The sequence below is a fragment of the Pseudomonas sp. P4795 genome (assembly GCF_048822895.1).
Taxonomy (GTDB): Bacteria; Pseudomonadota; Gammaproteobacteria; order Pseudomonadales; family Pseudomonadaceae; genus Aquipseudomonas.
Map to the genome: position 1 here is coordinate 795,601 of NZ_JBMFBT010000002.1, position 15,875 is coordinate 811,475.

At 59.3% G+C, this 15,875-nt stretch carries 13 protein-coding genes; 4 read left to right on the forward strand and 9 right to left on the reverse strand.

What is annotated here, in order from left to right; translation table 11 throughout:
- Positions 1 to 47: 47 nt before the first annotated feature.
- The 3 genes from guaB to ACOI8A_RS08060 all read right to left on the reverse strand — a co-directional run bounded on the left by guaB (position 48) and on the right by ACOI8A_RS08060 (position 3,097).
- Positions 48 to 1,517: an IMP dehydrogenase gene (guaB, locus tag ACOI8A_RS08050; protein ID WP_420650584.1), complete on the reverse strand. Its 1,470-nt coding sequence runs from the start codon at positions 1,515 to 1,517 to the stop codon at positions 48 to 50.
- 115 nt (positions 1,518 to 1,632) lie between these two features.
- Positions 1,633 to 2,181: a sugar ABC transporter ATPase gene (locus ACOI8A_RS08055; protein WP_420650583.1), complete on the reverse strand. Its 549-nt coding sequence runs from the start codon at positions 2,179 to 2,181 to the stop codon at positions 1,633 to 1,635.
- A gap of 151 nt (positions 2,182 to 2,332) precedes the next feature.
- On the reverse strand, positions 2,333 to 3,097 hold the full coding sequence (locus ACOI8A_RS08060; protein ID WP_420650582.1) for a sulfite exporter TauE/SafE family protein: 765 nt from the start codon (positions 3,095 to 3,097) through the stop codon (positions 2,333 to 2,335).
- Positions 3,098 to 3,160: 63 nt separating this feature from the next.
- Here ACOI8A_RS08060 and xseA point away from each other — a divergent pair, with 63 nt between their 5' ends.
- The 3 genes from xseA to leuA all read left to right on the forward strand — a co-directional run bounded on the left by xseA (position 3,161) and on the right by leuA (position 7,453).
- Complete coding sequence (gene xseA / locus ACOI8A_RS08065; protein WP_420651213.1) at positions 3,161 to 4,540, forward strand: exodeoxyribonuclease VII large subunit; 1,380 nt, start codon at positions 3,161 to 3,163, stop codon at positions 4,538 to 4,540.
- A gap of 3 nt (positions 4,541 to 4,543) precedes the next feature.
- On the forward strand, positions 4,544 to 5,365 hold the full coding sequence (locus ACOI8A_RS08070) for a peptidoglycan DD-metalloendopeptidase family protein (protein WP_420650580.1): 822 nt from the start codon (positions 4,544 to 4,546) through the stop codon (positions 5,363 to 5,365).
- A 408-nt stretch (positions 5,366 to 5,773) separates the two neighbouring features.
- Entirely contained in the window at positions 5,774 to 7,453 is a 1,680-nt protein-coding gene (gene leuA / locus ACOI8A_RS08075; protein WP_420650579.1) for a 2-isopropylmalate synthase, read from the forward strand.
- A 203-nt stretch (positions 7,454 to 7,656) separates the two neighbouring features.
- Here leuA and ACOI8A_RS08080 read toward each other — a convergent pair whose 3' ends face one another.
- Complete coding sequence (locus ACOI8A_RS08080) at positions 7,657 to 8,448, reverse strand: amidohydrolase (protein ID WP_420650578.1); 792 nt, start codon at positions 8,446 to 8,448, stop codon at positions 7,657 to 7,659.
- Positions 8,436 to 9,584, reverse strand: coding sequence for a pyridoxal phosphate-dependent aminotransferase (locus tag ACOI8A_RS08085; protein ID WP_420650577.1), 1,149 nt, complete (start codon positions 9,582 to 9,584; stop codon positions 8,436 to 8,438). The genes ACOI8A_RS08080 and ACOI8A_RS08085 overlap by 13 nt, the downstream gene beginning before the upstream one ends.
- Positions 9,585 to 9,831: 247 nt before the next feature.
- Here ACOI8A_RS08085 and ACOI8A_RS08090 point away from each other — a divergent pair, with 247 nt between their 5' ends.
- Entirely contained in the window at positions 9,832 to 10,791 is a 960-nt protein-coding gene (locus ACOI8A_RS08090) for a hypothetical protein (protein WP_420651214.1), read from the forward strand.
- Positions 10,792 to 11,122: 331 nt separating this feature from the next.
- Here the strand turns inward: ACOI8A_RS08090 and der are convergent, their stop codons facing one another.
- From der to hisS, 4 genes are all read right to left on the reverse strand, one after another.
- The gene (der, locus tag ACOI8A_RS08095; protein WP_420650575.1) at positions 11,123 to 12,592 is read right to left on the reverse strand and encodes a ribosome biogenesis GTPase Der; all 1,470 of its coding nucleotides are present in this window, start codon (positions 12,590 to 12,592) and stop codon (positions 11,123 to 11,125) included.
- Positions 12,593 to 12,727: 135 nt separating this feature from the next.
- Positions 12,728 to 13,879 carry an outer membrane protein assembly factor BamB gene (gene bamB, locus ACOI8A_RS08100; RefSeq protein ID WP_420650574.1) on the reverse strand — a complete coding sequence of 384 codons (1,152 nt, stop codon included), beginning with the start codon at positions 13,877 to 13,879 and terminating at the stop codon, positions 12,728 to 12,730.
- Positions 13,872 to 14,513 carry a tetratricopeptide repeat protein gene (locus ACOI8A_RS08105; RefSeq protein ID WP_420650573.1) on the reverse strand — a complete coding sequence of 214 codons (642 nt, stop codon included), beginning with the start codon at positions 14,511 to 14,513 and terminating at the stop codon, positions 13,872 to 13,874. The genes bamB and ACOI8A_RS08105 overlap by 8 nt, the downstream gene beginning before the upstream one ends.
- Positions 14,514 to 14,553: 40 nt before the next feature.
- Complete coding sequence (gene hisS / locus ACOI8A_RS08110; RefSeq protein WP_420650572.1) at positions 14,554 to 15,843, reverse strand: histidine--tRNA ligase; 1,290 nt, start codon at positions 15,841 to 15,843, stop codon at positions 14,554 to 14,556.
- Between the last annotated feature and the right edge of the window lie 32 nt (positions 15,844 to 15,875).

Consider the following 15,875-nt stretch of genomic DNA (forward strand, 5'->3'; position numbering starts at 1 on the left):
GGGGCTGAATAACACAGCCCCGGTTGCTTAACGATTTGCTGGAAGGCTCAACCTACGCGGTAGTTTGGCGCTTCTTTGGTGATCTGCACGTCGTGAACGTGGGATTCGGCCATACCGGCGCCGGTGATCCGCACGAACTCAGGCTTGGTGCGCATTTCTTCGATGTCGGCACTGCCGGTGTAACCCATCGAGGAACGCAGGCCGCCCATCAGTTGGTGGATGATCGCGCTCAGGGTGCCTTTGTACGGCACACGGCCTTCGATGCCTTCCGGAACGAGTTTCTCGGCACCAGCCGAGGAGTCCTGGAAGTAACGGTCGGAAGAGCCTTGAGCCTGGGACATGGCGCCCAGCGAACCCATGCCGCGATAAGCCTTGTACGAACGACCCTGGAACAGTTCGATCTCGCCCGGCGCTTCTTCAGTACCGGCGAACATCGAGCCCATCATCACGCAGGAAGCACCGGCAACGATGGCCTTGGACAGGTCACCGGAGAAACGGATGCCGCCGTCGGCGATCAACGGCACGCCAGTGCCTTCAAGGGCAGCGGCGACGTTGGCGATGGCACTGATTTGCGGGACGCCGACACCGGCGACGATACGCGTGGTGCAGATCGAGCCAGGGCCGATACCGACCTTGACTGCGTCGGCGCCCGCTTCGGCCAGAGCCTTGGCAGCTGCGCCGGTGGCGATGTTGCCGCCGATCACTTGCACTTCAGGGAAATTCTGTTTGACCCAGCGCACGCGGTCGATCACGCCTTTGGAGTGACCGTGCGCGGTGTCGACCACCACCACGTCCACACCGGCATTGACCAGAGCAGCGACGCGGTCACCGGTGTCTTTACCGGTGCCAACCGCAGCGCCAACGCGCAGACGACCTTGATCGTCCTTGCTGGCCAGCGGGTAAGCCTTGGCTTTTTCGATGTCGTTGACGGTCATCATGCCTTTAAGGGCGAATTTGTCATCGACGATCAGCACGCGCTCGATGCGGTGCTTGTGCAGCAGTTCGCGTGCTTCGTCCTTGCTCGCGCCTTCCTTGATCGTGACCAGACGCTCTTTGGGCGTCATCACTTCACGGACAGTCGCTTCCAGACGGCTTTCGAAACGTACGTCACGGGAAGTGACGATGCCGACCAGGTCGCCATCGTGCAGTACCGGAACGCCGGAAATGTTGTGCATGCGGGTCAGTTCGAACAGGTCACGCACCGTGGCATCTGCCTCGATGGTAATCGGATCCTTGACCACACCGGCTTCGAACTTCTTGACCTTGCGCACTTCGGCAGCTTGCTGCTCGATGGTCATGTTCTTGTGGATAATGCCGATGCCACCTTCCTGAGCCATGGCAATTGCCAGACGGGCTTCAGTAACGGTGTCCATGGCGGCAGAAACCAGAGGAATGTTCAGTTCGATGCCACGGGTAAGACGGGTCTTGAGACTGACTTCGTTAGGAAGCACCTCGGAATAACCAGGCACTAAAAGAATGTCGTCGAAGGTCAGAGCTTCTTGGCTGATACGCAGCATCGCGGGGGCTCCCGAGCGGGAAAATGGAAGCGCGCCATTATACTCAGACACCCCTGCATGCTCAATGTAAAACTTGTCTTATATCAATGTTGCTGATGTACGGGAAAATCCGCACCTACAGCTCGACTTTGACCCAGCTGACAGGTTGATCCAGCCAATCGGCGAATTCGTCGATAAAGCTTTGCTTGAACCCCGCCTCCAGCCAGTTGTTGAAGATGAAACCGAGGTTGGAAAATCCGCATTCCTGCAAGAACAGAAAGCCGTTGATGTCGTCTTCATGCCCGCATTCCGGGCAGGTGAAGTTGTCGGTACGCGCCGGCATCCACTCTTCGAGGCTCTCGAACAGCGCCTCTCCGATTTCCTGACGGCATTCGGCGCAACCGGCTTCGCCGAGGAAACCCTTGGCCGGGGTGAAGATGCAGCGCTTGGTGACGATCTCCAGTCCATTGATCGGTTCGCCGAACGGCAGCGCCTGGGGATGCAGTACTACCGCGCGTGCACCGTCGGCGATAGCGTAGGCCATGCGGTTGCCGGTGCGTCCGCAGGTGCTCAACTCTTCCTTGATGATGTTCTTGCGCACCAGCCAGCGCACGATCGCTCGCGCTCGGGGTTCGTGCACCGGCAGGTTGGATATTTTCGGGACGATGATGCTTTGCGAGTTCATGGACAGTCCTGCGGTGTGGCTTCTGACGTCTTCGCTGGCAAGCCAGCTCCCACAGGATCTGCGCGAACCCTGTGGGAGCTGCGGGGCGACGACTCGACTTGCCAGCGAAGAGGCCCTAAAGGCCGGCAGCATAATCCCTGACGAAATCCGGTCAAGCACTCAAATAGCGGCCGATCAACGCAAGCCCGCTGGCCAGCACCAGCCAGGTCACCAGCCGTACAAAGGCTTCGCGCGACAGACGCATGGTCAGCCTTCGCCCAATCCACAACCCGAATGCCATGGCCGGCAGCAAACACAGCGCGAGCACTAACAAGGGTAGCTCGGCATACACACCCGCGACGGCAAACAGGCTCAAACGCACCACCGTGCTGCAACTGATCAGCGCACTTTGCGTCGCCCGAGCGGCCTCTTTCGGCAGACGACTGTTGAGGTAGATCGCATATAGAAAGCCGCCACTGCCGAACAACGCTCCAAACAGTCCACCGACCGTGCCCATCGGCACTGCCCACGCAGCGGACAACTGCGCAGGCCGCGCTTTGACCCACAAGCTGTAAACCGCATACGCGCTGATAAACAGCCCCATCAGAAGCAACAGCAAATCCGATTTGAGATTGAGCAGAAAAATCACCCCCAGCGTGCAGCCCACCGCCATGCACGGCAGCAGCCGCAGCAACTCGGGTTTCGCCACATCGCGTCGCGAAGGCAGCAGATTGCCGAACGCCGCGACAAAGTCCAGCAAAACCAGCAACGGCACGATCTTCGACAGCGGCATGAACAGGATCAGAATCGGCCCCGCGATCAGCGCTGTGCCGAACCCGGCGATGCCAAACACGATGTAGGCCAAGGCTATGCCTGCCCCGATGACCAGCCAGTCCAACGTGCCAAAATTCCATTGACCGAACAAATCAATCAACATTTGTACTCATCCCTGTAGGAGCCGCCGTGCATTGATCGAGAGAATGCCATTAAACTGCGGCCCATGATTAAAGATCCCTTTGCAAGACTTGGACTGGACCGTGAAGTCCTGACCGTCAGCCAGCTCAACGGCCGCGCGCGGGTGTTGCTCGAAGACGTGTTCAGCAATATCTGGGTCGAAGGCGAAATCTCCAACCTCGCCCGCCCGGCGTCCGGCCACATCTATTTCACGCTCAAGGACAGTGGCGCGCAGGTGCGTTGCGCGCTGTTCCGGCAGAACGCTGCGCGGGTGCGTCAGGCATTGCGCGATGGCTTGGCGGTAAAAGTGCGGGGCAAGGTCTCGCTGTTCGAAGGACGCGGCGACTATCAGCTGATCCTCGACACCGTGGAGCCGGCCGGCGACGGCGCGTTGCGACTGGCCTTCGATGCTTTGAAGGAAAAGCTCAGTGCCGAAGGATTGTTCAGTGCTGAGCGCAAAGTGCCGCTGCCGGCGCATCCGCAACGCATCGGGATTATCAGCTCGCCAACCGGCGCGGTGATTCGCGACATCATCAGCGTGTTCCGTCGGCGTGCGCCGCAAGTGCAACTGACGTTGATCCCGACCGCCGTGCAGGGCCGCGAAGCCACCGCGCAGATCGTCCGCGCACTGAAACTGGCCGATGCACGCGGTTTCGACGCACTGATTCTGGCGCGTGGCGGCGGTTCGCTGGAAGACCTCTGGTGCTTCAACGAAGAAGCCGTGGCTCGCGCAGTTGATGCATGCGTGACGCCGATTGTCAGCGCGGTCGGGCATGAAACCGATGTTTCGATCAGCGATTTCGTGGCCGACGTGCGCGCACCGACGCCATCGGCCGCTGCCGAACTGCTCGCACCCGATTCCAGCCACTTGATCCGCCAGGTCGAAAGCCTGCATCGGCGTCTGGTGATGCGCATGCGTGACCGCTTGGTGCGCGATCGCATGCGTCTGGAAAGCATGGCCCGCCGTTTGCGCCATCCCGGCGAACGTCTGCGCCAACAGGCACAGCGCCTGGATGATCTGGACATGCGTATGCGCCGGGCTTTCGAGCGCCAACTCAATACCCGCCGCGAACGCTTGATCCGCTTGGAAACCCGCCTCGCCGGGCAACATCCGGGACGCCAACTGGCGATGTTGCGCCAGCGTCTGGACAGCCTGGCTGAGCGTTTGCCACGGGCCATTCGCGAAGGCCTGAAAAGTCGTCGTCTGCAATTGCAGAGTCAGATGCAGACGCTGCATGTGGTCAGCCCGCTGGCGACTCTCGGTCGGGGTTACAGCATTCTGCTCGATGAGCGCGGCAACGCAATTCGCAACGCCGCGCAGACCCACACCGGTCAGCGCCTGAAAGCCAGACTCGGCGAAGGCGAACTGCAAGTGCGGGTCGAAGACAATCACCTGACGCCTGTCACCCTCTCTTTACTGGACTGATCCATGCCGCGTTTTCTCGCTCCGCTGCTGTTGCTGTGCCTGACCTTCAACGCCCACGCCGACAGTTACATCACTCGGTTGCTGAACAAACCGGTGCCGGGCGGAGTGGCTGTCGTCGATCTGGGCGCCGCCGCGCAAGCGCCGAAAGCCACCTATCAAGGCAAACCGGTGCTGGTGGTCAGGGAACAGAACAACTGGCTGGCGATTGTCGGGGTGCCGCTGACGGTCAAACCCGGCACCCAGCAAATCGCCAGTGCGGGGCGCAATCTGAGCTTCACCCTGGGTAACAAGAAATACCCGGAACAGCACATCACGCTGAAGAACACCCAGCAGGTCAATCCGAACCCGGCCAATCTGAAGCGCATCGAAGGTGAACTGGCGGAGCAGATCAAGGCTTATCGCAGCTTCAGCCCGAACACGCCAAGCAATCTGTTGCTGGACAAACCGGTCAACGGCCCGCTGTCGAGCAAGTTCGGTGTGCGCCGTTTCTTCAATGGCGAAGAACGCAATCCGCACTCAGGTCTGGACTTCGCAGTGCCGGCCGGCACGCCGATCAAGACCCCGGCGGCGGGTAAGGTGATTTTGATCGGCAACTACTTCTTCAATGGCAACACGGTGTTTGTCGATCACGGTCAGGGTTTTATCAGCATGTTCTGTCACATGTCGAAGATCGACGTGAAGGACGGCCAGCAACTGGCGCGTGGTGCGGTAGTTGGCAAGGTGGGGGCGACCGGGCGCGCGACGGGGCCGCACATGCACTGGAACATCAGCCTGAATGATGCGCGGGTTGATCCGGCGATTTTCATTGGTGCATTCCCACCCTGATTTATCGCTGGGGCGGATGGCGCCATCGCTGGCAAGCCCGCGATGGCTGACTTACTGCCAGCAAAAATCCGCAGACATACTCCAAATTTCAATTGCGCCCCAATCTAACCTCACGCAAAAATCAACAAGATCCGCCGCATTAAGCACAATAAAATCGCGCAAAAAACCGCTTTTCAGGTATTCCTCTCAATTTTTTTCGACTGCTTGCCATCCTTTCCCCTCGCGGTTAGGGTTGAAGGCATGAAAACCTCTCACACCCTCATTCAGCTTCGCCAGCACCGCAGCCTGTGCCTCGTCAGCGCACGACTGCCGGGCTGAATCGCTGCGCCTCGCCCGACACGTTTTTCCCAAACATTGGTTACACCGGCAGGCCGCCTCTTTTCGGCCCAGACAATAAGGAATTTCCCGATGAGCATGCTCAAAGATCCGTCTTCGAAATACCGCGCGTTTCCCGTGATCAACCTGCCGGACCGCACCTGGCCTTCGAAGACCATCGTCTCCGCGCCGATCTGGTGCAGCTCTGACTTGCGCGACGGCAATCAGTCGCTGATCGAGCCGATGGACGCGGTGAAGAAGCTGCGCTTCTGGAAAACCCTGGTGCAGGTCGGCGTAAAGGAAATCGAGGCGTCGTTCCCGGCCGCTTCGCAGACCGATTTCGACTTCGTGCGTACCCTGATTGAAGACGGCCACATCCCGGACGACACCACCATTCAGGTGTTGACCCAGGGTCGTGAAGACTTGATCGAGCGCACCTTCGAATCCTTGCGCGGCGCCAAGAAAGCCATCGTGCACTTGTACAACGCGACCTCGCCGTCGTTCCGCCGCATCGTCTTCAACCAAGACAAGGACGGGATCAAGGCGATCGCCGTCAACGCGGCCAAGCTGTTCGTCAAATACGCAGCCATGCAGCCGAATACCGAGTGGACCTTCGAATATTCGCCGGAAACCTTCAGCGCCACCGAGCTGGAATTCGCCAAGGAAGTCTGTGACGCGGTGATCGAGGTCTGGAACCCGTCGCCTCAGCACAAGATGATCCTCAACTTGCCAGCGACCGTTGAGTGCGCGACCCCGAACATCTATGCCGACCAGATCGAGTGGTTCGGTCGCAACATCAACCGTCGTGACAGCGTGATCATCAGCCTGCACACCCACAACGACCGTGGCACTGGCGTGGCCGCCACCGAGTTGGGTCTGATGGCTGGCGCTGACCGTGTCGAAGGTTGCCTGTTCGGCAACGGCGAGCGTACCGGTAACGTCGATCTGGTCACCGTGGCATTGAACATGTACACCCAGGGCCTTGACCCTCAGCTGGACTTCTCCGACATCGACGGCGTGCGCAAAGTCGTCGAAGAGTGCAACCAGATTCAGGTGCACCCGCGTCACCCATACGTTGGCGACCTGGTGCACACCGCGTTCTCCGGTTCGCACCAGGATGCAATCCGCAAAGGCTTCTCGCAGCAGAAACCGGACACGTTGTGGGAAGTGCCGTACTTGCCGATCGACCCGGCCGACATCGGCCGCAGCTACGAGGCGGTGATCCGCGTCAATAGCCAGTCGGGTAAGGGCGGCATCGCCTACTTGCTGGAGCAGGAATACGGCATCAGCCTGCCGCGCCGGATGCAGATCGAGTTTAGCCAGGTGGTGCAGGCCGAAACCGACCGCGTTGGCCTGGAGATGACCGCACCGCAGATCTACGCGTTGTTGCAGCGTGAATATTTGCAAGCCAACACCCCATACGCGCTGGTCAGCCACCGCCTGCGGGAAGAGAACGGCAACAGCAACGTCGAAGTCGAAGTGGCGAGCCAGGGTCAGGGCGAAACCAATCTGCACTGGCGCGGCAAGGGCAACGGTGCGCTGGAAGCACTGGTGGCCGGCCTGCCGATTCCGGTGGAAATCATGGACTACAACGAACACGCGATCGGCGCGGGCACCAACGCCAAAGCGGCGGCCTACATCGAATTGCGTGTGAACGGTGAACGTGCGGTACACGGCGTGGGCATTGATGAAAACATCACCACCGCCAGCTTCAAGGCCCTGTTCAGCGCGCTGAACCGCTCGCTGAGCCAGCCGGAAGCGAAAGCGGCGTAACGCTTTGCTGAAACGCAAAAGGCCCCGGAGTGTGAACTTCGGGGCCTTTTTTTTCCTGATGGTTTTATGCTGAGTTTGATGGCCCCATCGCGGGCAAGCCCGCTCCCACAGTGGTCAAGGTGCACATGCAATTGCAGGTGCACCAAAAATCCCTGTGGGAGCGGGCTTGCCCGCGATGGGGCCCGCGCAGCCGCCGCAGAAACTCAGATGAATTCGAAAGTGTCGGCATCCAGATTGGCCGGGAAGCGCTCGCGGTACGCCGCCAGTGACGCTGCTTCCAGAACCACTTTGAACACCCCGTCCGCCTCCCCCGCCGCGAGCAATGTCTCGCCCTGGAAATCCAGCACCTGACTGTCACCGGTGTAAGCGAAGCCCTTGCCATCGGTGCCGACGCGATTGACCGCCGCCACATAGCAGAGATTTTCGATGGCCCGTGCCGGCAGCAGACGATTCCAGTGCAGTCGCCGCGCGCCCGGCCAGTTGGCGGTGTACAGCAACAGATCAGTATCCTGCGCGTCGCGGCTCCACACCGGAAACCGCAGGTCGTAGCAGATCAGCGGACGTACACGCCAGCCCTTGAGTTCGAACTGCACCTGACGCTCGCCGGGGGTGTAGTGATTGTGCTCGCCGGCCATGCGGAACAGGTGACGCTTGTCGTAGTGCAGCACCTCGCCGTCCGGTCGCGCCCACAGCAAGCGATTGCGATGACTGCCGTCAGCCGCCTGAATGATCACGCTGCCGGTGATGACCGCATCAAGCTTCGCTGCTTGAGCGCGCAGCCACTTGCTGGTCGGGCCGTTGACCGCTTCGGCGAGGGTCTCGGACTCCATGGAGAATCCGGTGGTGAACATTTCCGGCAGGATGATCAGATCCGATCCACGCGCCTGCTCCAGCAACAGCTCGAAATGCTCGAGGTTGGCCTGGCGATCGTGCCAAGCCAGGGTGGTCTGGATCAGCGCCAGATTGAGATCCGGCAGAGCACTCAGATCGCGCATAGTTTGGCCGCCGCTTCACGCAACGTCTCCTCGCGTTTGGCAAAGCACAGCCGAATCAAGCGCTGGCCTTCAGGCGGGGTCTGGTAGAACACCGACACCGGAATACTCGCCACGCCGTGCTCGAGGGTCATCCAGGTGGCCATTTCAACATCGTTCAGATCCGGGCGAATTTGCGAGTAATCGACCAACTGAAAATAGGTGCCGGCCACGCGACTGAAAGTGAAACGCGACGGCGTCAGCAGATCGCAGAACAGATCGCGCTTGGCCTGATAGAAACCTGGCAGCTCTTCGACGTGTTCAGGGTGCTCGGCCATGTAATCGGCCAACGCATATTGCAGCGGGGTCACGCCGCAGAAGCTCACGTATTGATGCACCTTGCGCAGTTCCTCGGTGAGGGCCGGGGGCGCGACGACGTAGCCGGTTTTCCAGCCTGTGACGTGATAGGTCTTGCCGAACGAGCTGACCACGAATGCGCGTTGATACAGCTCCTCGTGAGCAAGCACGCTGACATGCGGCACGCCGTCGAACACCAAGTGTTCATAGACTTCATCGCTGAGCACGTAGATGTCGCGATCACGGATCAACACGGCCAGTTGATCCAGCTCCGCGCGACTGATCAATGCGCCGCTCGGGTTGTGCGGGGTGTTGAGGACGATCATCCGTGTGCGCGGAGTGAGTGCGGCGCTGAGTTTGTCGAAGTCGATGGAGAAGTCTTTCAACCCGAGTTGCAGATGCACACAGCGTCCACCGGCCAGTTCGACCGCCGGTTCGTAACTGTCGTAACACGGGTCGAAGATGATCACTTCGTCGCCGCTGTTGATCACGGCCTGAATCGCACAGAAGATCGCCTGAGTCGCGCCGGGGGTAACCGTCACTTCATGCTCGGCATCGACGTTGACGCCATAGCTGCGGGCAATCTTCGCCGCGATCTGCTGACGCAGCGCAGGCAAGCCAGTCATCGGCGAATACTGGTTATGGCCGCTGGCAATGTGCCGACCAACCGCATCGCGCAACGATTGCGGACCATCGAAATCGGGGAATCCCTGGGACAGATTGATCGCGCCGGTCTGCGCCGCGAGCTGGGACATCTGGGTGAAGATGGTGATGCCGACATTCGGCAGCTTACTGGTGATCATCGGGGTTCCCTGCTCTGCACCCGGCTCTGACGACGGCGCGGGAGAGCCCGAGGATAGCCCATCCGGCGGTCATAAAAAAAGTGATCCGCGCAAGCCGAACGCTTCAAGCCACTCACTTTAATCTCAGGGTTAACCCATGATTTCAGACCAACGGCATGCCTACCCCCCGATCACCTGTAAGTTCTGACAGTTGTCGATTTGGTCACCGGGGTTTTCACTAAGCGAACGAAAATCAGAGAGTAAGACCATGACACACTTGCGCGCAGGCGACCTCGATCCGGAGTTTGGCAATGACGGCATAAAACCACTGGAGCCACACGGAGACTTCTATAAGTGCCACAGTTTGAGCGCTTCAGGTGAAGGACTGTTCGTTGCCGGCGGCAATCAAGGACCATCCGGTACATACACGAACTTCGTATTGATCAAACTGGATCAGCAGGGAGAGCGTGTGAAAGAATTCGCTTCGAATGGTGTCGCGGAAGGTCGATTTACCTCTGACGCAAGCCTTTCGTCTCTTGGGCTAAAGGTATTTACCCTCGATAATTCCAACATCCTCCTACTGGGTCAATTCACCAATGGAACAGGTGCACATTTACCCGGCACCGCATTGTTTTCCGCTACAGGTCAGCTCGACCTCTCGTACGGCACCCTGGGAACACATGTTGTCCACACGTCGTTAATCCCCGAGTACGGAGGTATAGGCGGTACGGTCATCGACGGTTGCAGGCAAGCCGACGATGCATTGGTGACAATAAATACGCACACAGCCCCTGATCGGACCACGACATTAATCGTGAAAACCAACCCGAACGGAACGCCTGCCAACGAATTTAACGACGGCCTGGGCTATGTCGACGCGGAACAACGGGGCGGGGAGGTCACGTTGTTGAACGCCGTCGCGACGGACGAAAAAGATGCAATTCTGGTCTGCGGCTCCACCACAGATGTTCGCAACATCAAGACGGGCATAATTCGGCGCCTTGATCCAAATGGTAGAGATGACAATAGCTTTGCCAACAAAGGAGAGTTACGAAGTACCGCATGGAACTTCGATTTTCTACAGGTCTGTTCAGATCGGATTATTTGTTGCGGTTCCACCACGTCAGACGAAGCACTCATCCTGCAACTCGATCCGTACGGAAATCCGCTGCACGCGCCGAGCATCACACCTGCTGGAGTGAGTACCCGATGGATCAAAACTGCCTAGCACGAAAATAAAATTCTCGCACTGGGCGAGCAGAAAACTGCTTTTGGTGTAACAACTGTGGTTGCTCGCTTCGACGAACGCGGAATTCCTGACCCGACCTTTGGCGGAGATCAGCAGGGCTGGGTTGCTTTGCATTTCCAAGGTGAAGACGGAAACCCCACAGATATAGTGGTGGACTCAGGAGGGAGGATTGTCGTGCTGGCGACAAACGAAAGTCTGGTCGGGACACGCACCGCTTATCTGGCCCGCCTTCTGAACTGAGCAGCGCATAAGAAAAGGCGCCGAATGGCGCCCTTCTTATCGATTGATCAGCGGTTTTCGCCGCGCTCGATCACTTCTTGTCGCGGCGTTTTTTGTCGGCTTTCTTGTGGTGCGACATCATCCGACGCTTGCGGTTGACCTGACGGTCGGTCAGCGAGTTCTTGTTGCCTTCGAACGGGTTTTCGCCGCCCTTGAACTCGATGCGGATCGGCGTACCGACCAGCTTCAGCACACGACGGTAAGTGTTCTCCAGATAGCGCACATACGATTTCGGCACTTTCTCGATCTGGTTACCGTGGATCACGATGATCGGCGGGTTGGCACCACCCAAGTGTGCATAGCGCAGCTTGATCCGGCGATTGTTGACCATCGGCGGTGCGTGCTCGCCAACCGCGTCTTCCAGAATCTGGGTCAGACGGTTGGTCGGCCAGCGGGTGACCGCCGACTTGAACGAGTTCTGCACCGAAGCGTAGAGGTTGCCCACGCCGGTACCGTGCAGTGCCGAGATGAAGTGGATGTCGGCGAACTCGACGAAGAACAGACGACGCTGCAGCTCGATCTTGACGAAATCGCGCTCGCTCGGCGTCATGCCGTCCCACTTGTTGATCGCGATCACCAGTGCACGACCTGCTTCAAGGGCAAAGCCCAGCAGGTTGAGGTCGTGATCGACCACGCCTTCGCGCGCGTCCATCACGAAGATCACCACGTTGGCGTCTTTGATCGCTTGCAGGGTTTTCACCACGGAGAACTTTTCAACTTCTTCGTGGATCTTGCCGCGCTTGCGCACACCAGCCGTGTCGATCAGCGTGTACTTTTCTTCGTTACGCTCGAACGGGATGTAGATACTGTCGCGCGTCGTGCCGGGTTGGTCGTAGACGATTACCCGGTCTTCGCCGAGCATGCGGTTGACCAGCGTCGACTTGCCGACGTTCGGCCGGCCGATGATGGCGATCTTGATCCCGTCTTTTTCGCTCGGGCCAGGAATGCGCTTGGCTTCCTCGCCTTCAGCAACGATCTCTTCTTCGCCGTCTTCCGGCTCTTCTTCGTCTCTCGGGAAGTCGCCCAGGGCGATTTCCAGCATCTGGGTGATGCCACGGCCGTGAGCACCGGCGATCGGAATCGCGTGGCCCATGCCCAACGGAGCAAATTCAGCGCGGGCCATTTCCGGGTCGATGTTGTCGACCTTGTTGGCAACCACGTAGGAACGCTTGTTACGTTTGCGCAAGTGTTCGGCGATCATCTGGTCGGCGGCGGTGAAGCCGGCCTTGGCATCTACCAGGAACAGAACAACATCCGCTTCTTCAATGGCCAGCAGCGACTGCTCGGCCATTTTTTCGTCCATACCGTGCTCGTCACCGGAAATACCACCGGTGTCGACCAGAATGTAGGAACGCCCTTGCCACTTGGCCTCACCGTACTGGCGATCACGGGTCAGACCGGACAAGTCGCCGACGATGGCGTCGCGAGTCCTGGTCAGGCGGTTGAACAAGGTGGACTTGCCGACGTTCGGTCGGCCCACCAGGGCGATTACGGGAACCATGCGGCTCTCCACTTCGTTATTTCAGAAAATACAAAAGCCGCTGCGAGGCAGCGGCTGGTGCTCGGGGCAACGCCTGAGGGCGCTGCACGCCTTGCAGAGCAAGGCCGCCTGGGGTGTTAACCCCAAGCATAGTTGTTACTTGATGGTCAGGGCTTCCAGTTTGCCACTGTTGCCATAAACATAAATCGTGTCACCCACCACCAGCGGACGGGCACGCAGGCCGTCGCTGTCGATGCGCTCACGGCCGACGAAACGACCGTCAACCTGGCTCAGCAGATGCAGATAACCTTCCAGGTCACCGACTGCAACATAGCTGGAGAACACTTCCGGAGCCGACAGTTGACGACGGGCCAGCGAATCGTTGCTCCACAGTGCAGTGGTAGAACGCTCGTCGACGCCTTCAACAGTGCCCGAAGACAGGCTCACGTAGACGTTGCCGAAACCTTGGGCAACACCGGCGTAGCTCGACGCATCGCGCTGCCAGAGTTGACGGCCGCTTTCCAGATCCAGTGCCGCAACGCGACCCTGGTAGCTGGCAACGTACAGGGTACCGCCGGACAGCAGCAGACCGCCGTCGATATCGACCACGCGCTCCAGCTCCGAACGACCTTGTGGAATCGCGACCCGTTGTTCCCACACCGGCACGCCGTTGGAAATATCGAGGGCGACCACTTTACCGGTCGACAGGCCAGCCACCGCGAGGCGGTTGGTGACGATCGGTGCGCTGGTGCCGCGCAAGGTCAGAACGGCCGGAGTGCTGTCATACACCCAACGCTGATTACCGGTGGAGGCATCCAGACCGATCAGACGATCGTCCTGAGTCTGCACGACCACTACGTCACCGTTGTTGGCCGGTGGCGCGAGGACTTCACTGTTGACGCGAGCGCGCCACTTTTCTTCACCGTTGATGGCGTCGAGGGCGATCACATCACCGCGCAGCGTGCCGACCATGACCAGACCGTAACCCACGCCAACGGCGCCGGAGACAGGCAAATCAAGATCCTGCTTCCACTTAACATCGCCGTTGCCACGATCCAGGCCCATCACCACGCCGGTTACATCGGCGGCGTAGATGGTGTCACCGTCAATCGCCGGCACCAGCATGTTGTAAGTCTCGCCCTGACCGTCACCGATCGAACGACTCCACTGCTTGTGCAGAACCACTTCTTCTTTAAAGTCGGTCAGTTCAGCCGGTGGCAATTCTTTTTTGCTGTTGCTGCTGCAACCCGCGGCCAGAATGGCCAGAGCCAGCAATGCTGCATGCTTCCAACGGATCACGTCACGCATCCCCTTTGGCCAGATCGTCCAGCTTGATTTGAAGGCCACCGACCGCCGCTTCATCCGACAGTGCCGCCTTGGCTTTTTGATACGCCGTGTTCGCTTCGTCGGTACGACCCAACTGCACCAGCAGGTCGCCCTTGAGTTCTTCACGAGTGGCCAGGAACGACTTGTCGGCATCGCCTTCAAGCAGTTTCAGACCTTCATCAGCCTTGTTCTGTGCACCCAGCACCTGCGCCAGACGCTGACGGGCGATTTCGCCCAGCGCCGGGTTGGCCGGTTTGGCGACGATGGCCTTGAGCTCGGTGGCTGCGTCGTCCAGCTTGCCGCTGTCGACCGCTACTTTCGCCACGAACAGGCTACCGTACTGCGCGTAAGCGCTGCCGGCGTATTCGCTGTTGAGCTTGCCGGCCAGATCCGCAACGCGCGCGGCGTCAGGCTTGCCATCCGGGGTCAGCGTGGTTTCCAGCAGTTGCTGATAGAGCACCGAGGCGCCTTGCGACTGGTTGCCCTGATATTTGTGATAAGCCTGCCAGCCGAACACGATGACCAGCGCCAACAGGCCGCCAGTGACCAGAGGTTTGCCGTTGCGTGTCCACCAGTCCTTCAAATCCGCCAACTGTTCGTCTTCGGTACTCGACACCCCAATACTCCTTAATCGCTAAATCGGCTGTTTGACAGCTTCAACCCTGCACGACGCAGGTGGCCAGGTGAGCGGCAAGCGCATCCCAGGCAATGCTTTGTTGTTCGCCCTGGCCACGCAGGGGTTTGAAACCTACCACTTGCTGGGCCATCTCGTCGTCACCGAGGATCAGTGCGTACAGCGCACCGCTCTTGTCGGCTTTCTTGAATTGGCTTTTGAAGCTGCCAGCGCCGGCATTGACTTGCAGGCGCAGGTGGGGCAATTGATCGCGTACACGTTCAGCCAAGGCCAGACCGGCCAGCTCTGCTTCTTCCCCGAAGGCGCAGAGGTAGACGTCGACCTGACGGGCGATCTCTTCCGGGATCTGCTCGAGAGTTTCCAGCAGCAGCACCAGACGCTCGATGCCCATGGCGAAACCGACGCCCGGGGTTGGCTTGCCGCCCATTTGCTCGACCAGACCGTCGTAACGGCCGCCGGCGCACACAGTGCCCTGGGCGCCGAGCTTGTCGGTGACCCATTCGAATACGGTTTTGCTGTAGTAATCGAGACCGCGTACCAGTTTCGGGTTGAGTACGTAAGGAATGCCGATGGCATCCAGACGCGCTTTCAAGCCTTCAAAATGGGCACGGGATTCGTCATCCAGGTAGTCGGCCATTTTCGGCGCATCAACCAGCACCGCTTGGGTGTCGACGTTTTTGGTGTCGAGCACGCGCAGCGGGTTGGATTTGAGACGACGCTGGCTGTCTTCATCCAGTTTGTCGTGGTGCGCCGAGAGATACTCGACCAGCGCATCGCGATAACGGGCACGGGATTCACTGGTTCCGAGGCTGTTCAGCTCGAGCTTGACCGCATCGCGGATGCCCAGCTCGCCCCACAGGCGCCAGGTCATCACGATCAGTTCGGCGTCGATATCCGGGCCGTCAAGGTTGAAGACTTCCAGACCGATCTGGTGAAACTGACGATAACGACCTTTCTGCGGACGTTCGTGACGGAACATCGGGCCGATGTACCAGAGCTTCTGCACCTGGCCGCCGCCGGTAATGCCGTGTTCGAGAACCGCGCGCACGCACGCAGCGGTGCCTTCCGGACGCAGGGTCAGGGAGTCGCCGTTGCGGTCGTCGAAGGTGTACATCTCTTTTTCGACGATGTCGGTCACTTCACCGATCGAGCGCTTGAACAGCTCGGTGAACTCGACGATCGGCATGCGAATCTGCTTGTAACCGTAGTTATCCAGCAGACGCGAGACGGTGCCTTCGAAGTAACGCCACAACGGGGTCTGTTCGGGCAGGATGTCGTTCATGCCACGAATGGCTTGTAGAGACTTGCTCACTATAAATCCTTAAATTCGTTCGGCTCTGCAGT

Coding starts and splice junctions, on each gene's coding strand:
- guaB (WP_420650584.1), bottom strand. CDS start 1,517: ATGCTGCGTATCAGCCAAGAAGCTCTGACCTTCGACGACATTCTTTTA.
- ACOI8A_RS08055 (WP_420650583.1), bottom strand. CDS start 2,181: ATGAACTCGCAAAGCATCATCGTCCCGAAAATATCCAACCTGCCGGTG.
- ACOI8A_RS08060 (WP_420650582.1), bottom strand. CDS start 3,097: ATGTTGATTGATTTGTTCGGTCAATGGAATTTTGGCACGTTGGACTGG.
- xseA (WP_420651213.1), top strand. CDS start 3,161: ATGATTAAAGATCCCTTTGCAAGACTTGGACTGGACCGTGAAGTCCTG.
- ACOI8A_RS08070 (WP_420650580.1), top strand. CDS start 4,544: ATGCCGCGTTTTCTCGCTCCGCTGCTGTTGCTGTGCCTGACCTTCAAC.
- leuA (WP_420650579.1), top strand. CDS start 5,774: ATGAGCATGCTCAAAGATCCGTCTTCGAAATACCGCGCGTTTCCCGTG.
- ACOI8A_RS08080 (WP_420650578.1), bottom strand. CDS start 8,448: ATGCGCGATCTGAGTGCTCTGCCGGATCTCAATCTGGCGCTGATCCAG.
- ACOI8A_RS08085 (WP_420650577.1), bottom strand. CDS start 9,584: ATGATCACCAGTAAGCTGCCGAATGTCGGCATCACCATCTTCACCCAG.
- ACOI8A_RS08090 (WP_420651214.1), top strand. CDS start 9,832: ATGACACACTTGCGCGCAGGCGACCTCGATCCGGAGTTTGGCAATGAC.
- der (WP_420650575.1), bottom strand. CDS start 12,592: ATGGTTCCCGTAATCGCCCTGGTGGGCCGACCGAACGTCGGCAAGTCC.
- bamB (WP_420650574.1), bottom strand. CDS start 13,879: ATGCGTGACGTGATCCGTTGGAAGCATGCAGCATTGCTGGCTCTGGCC.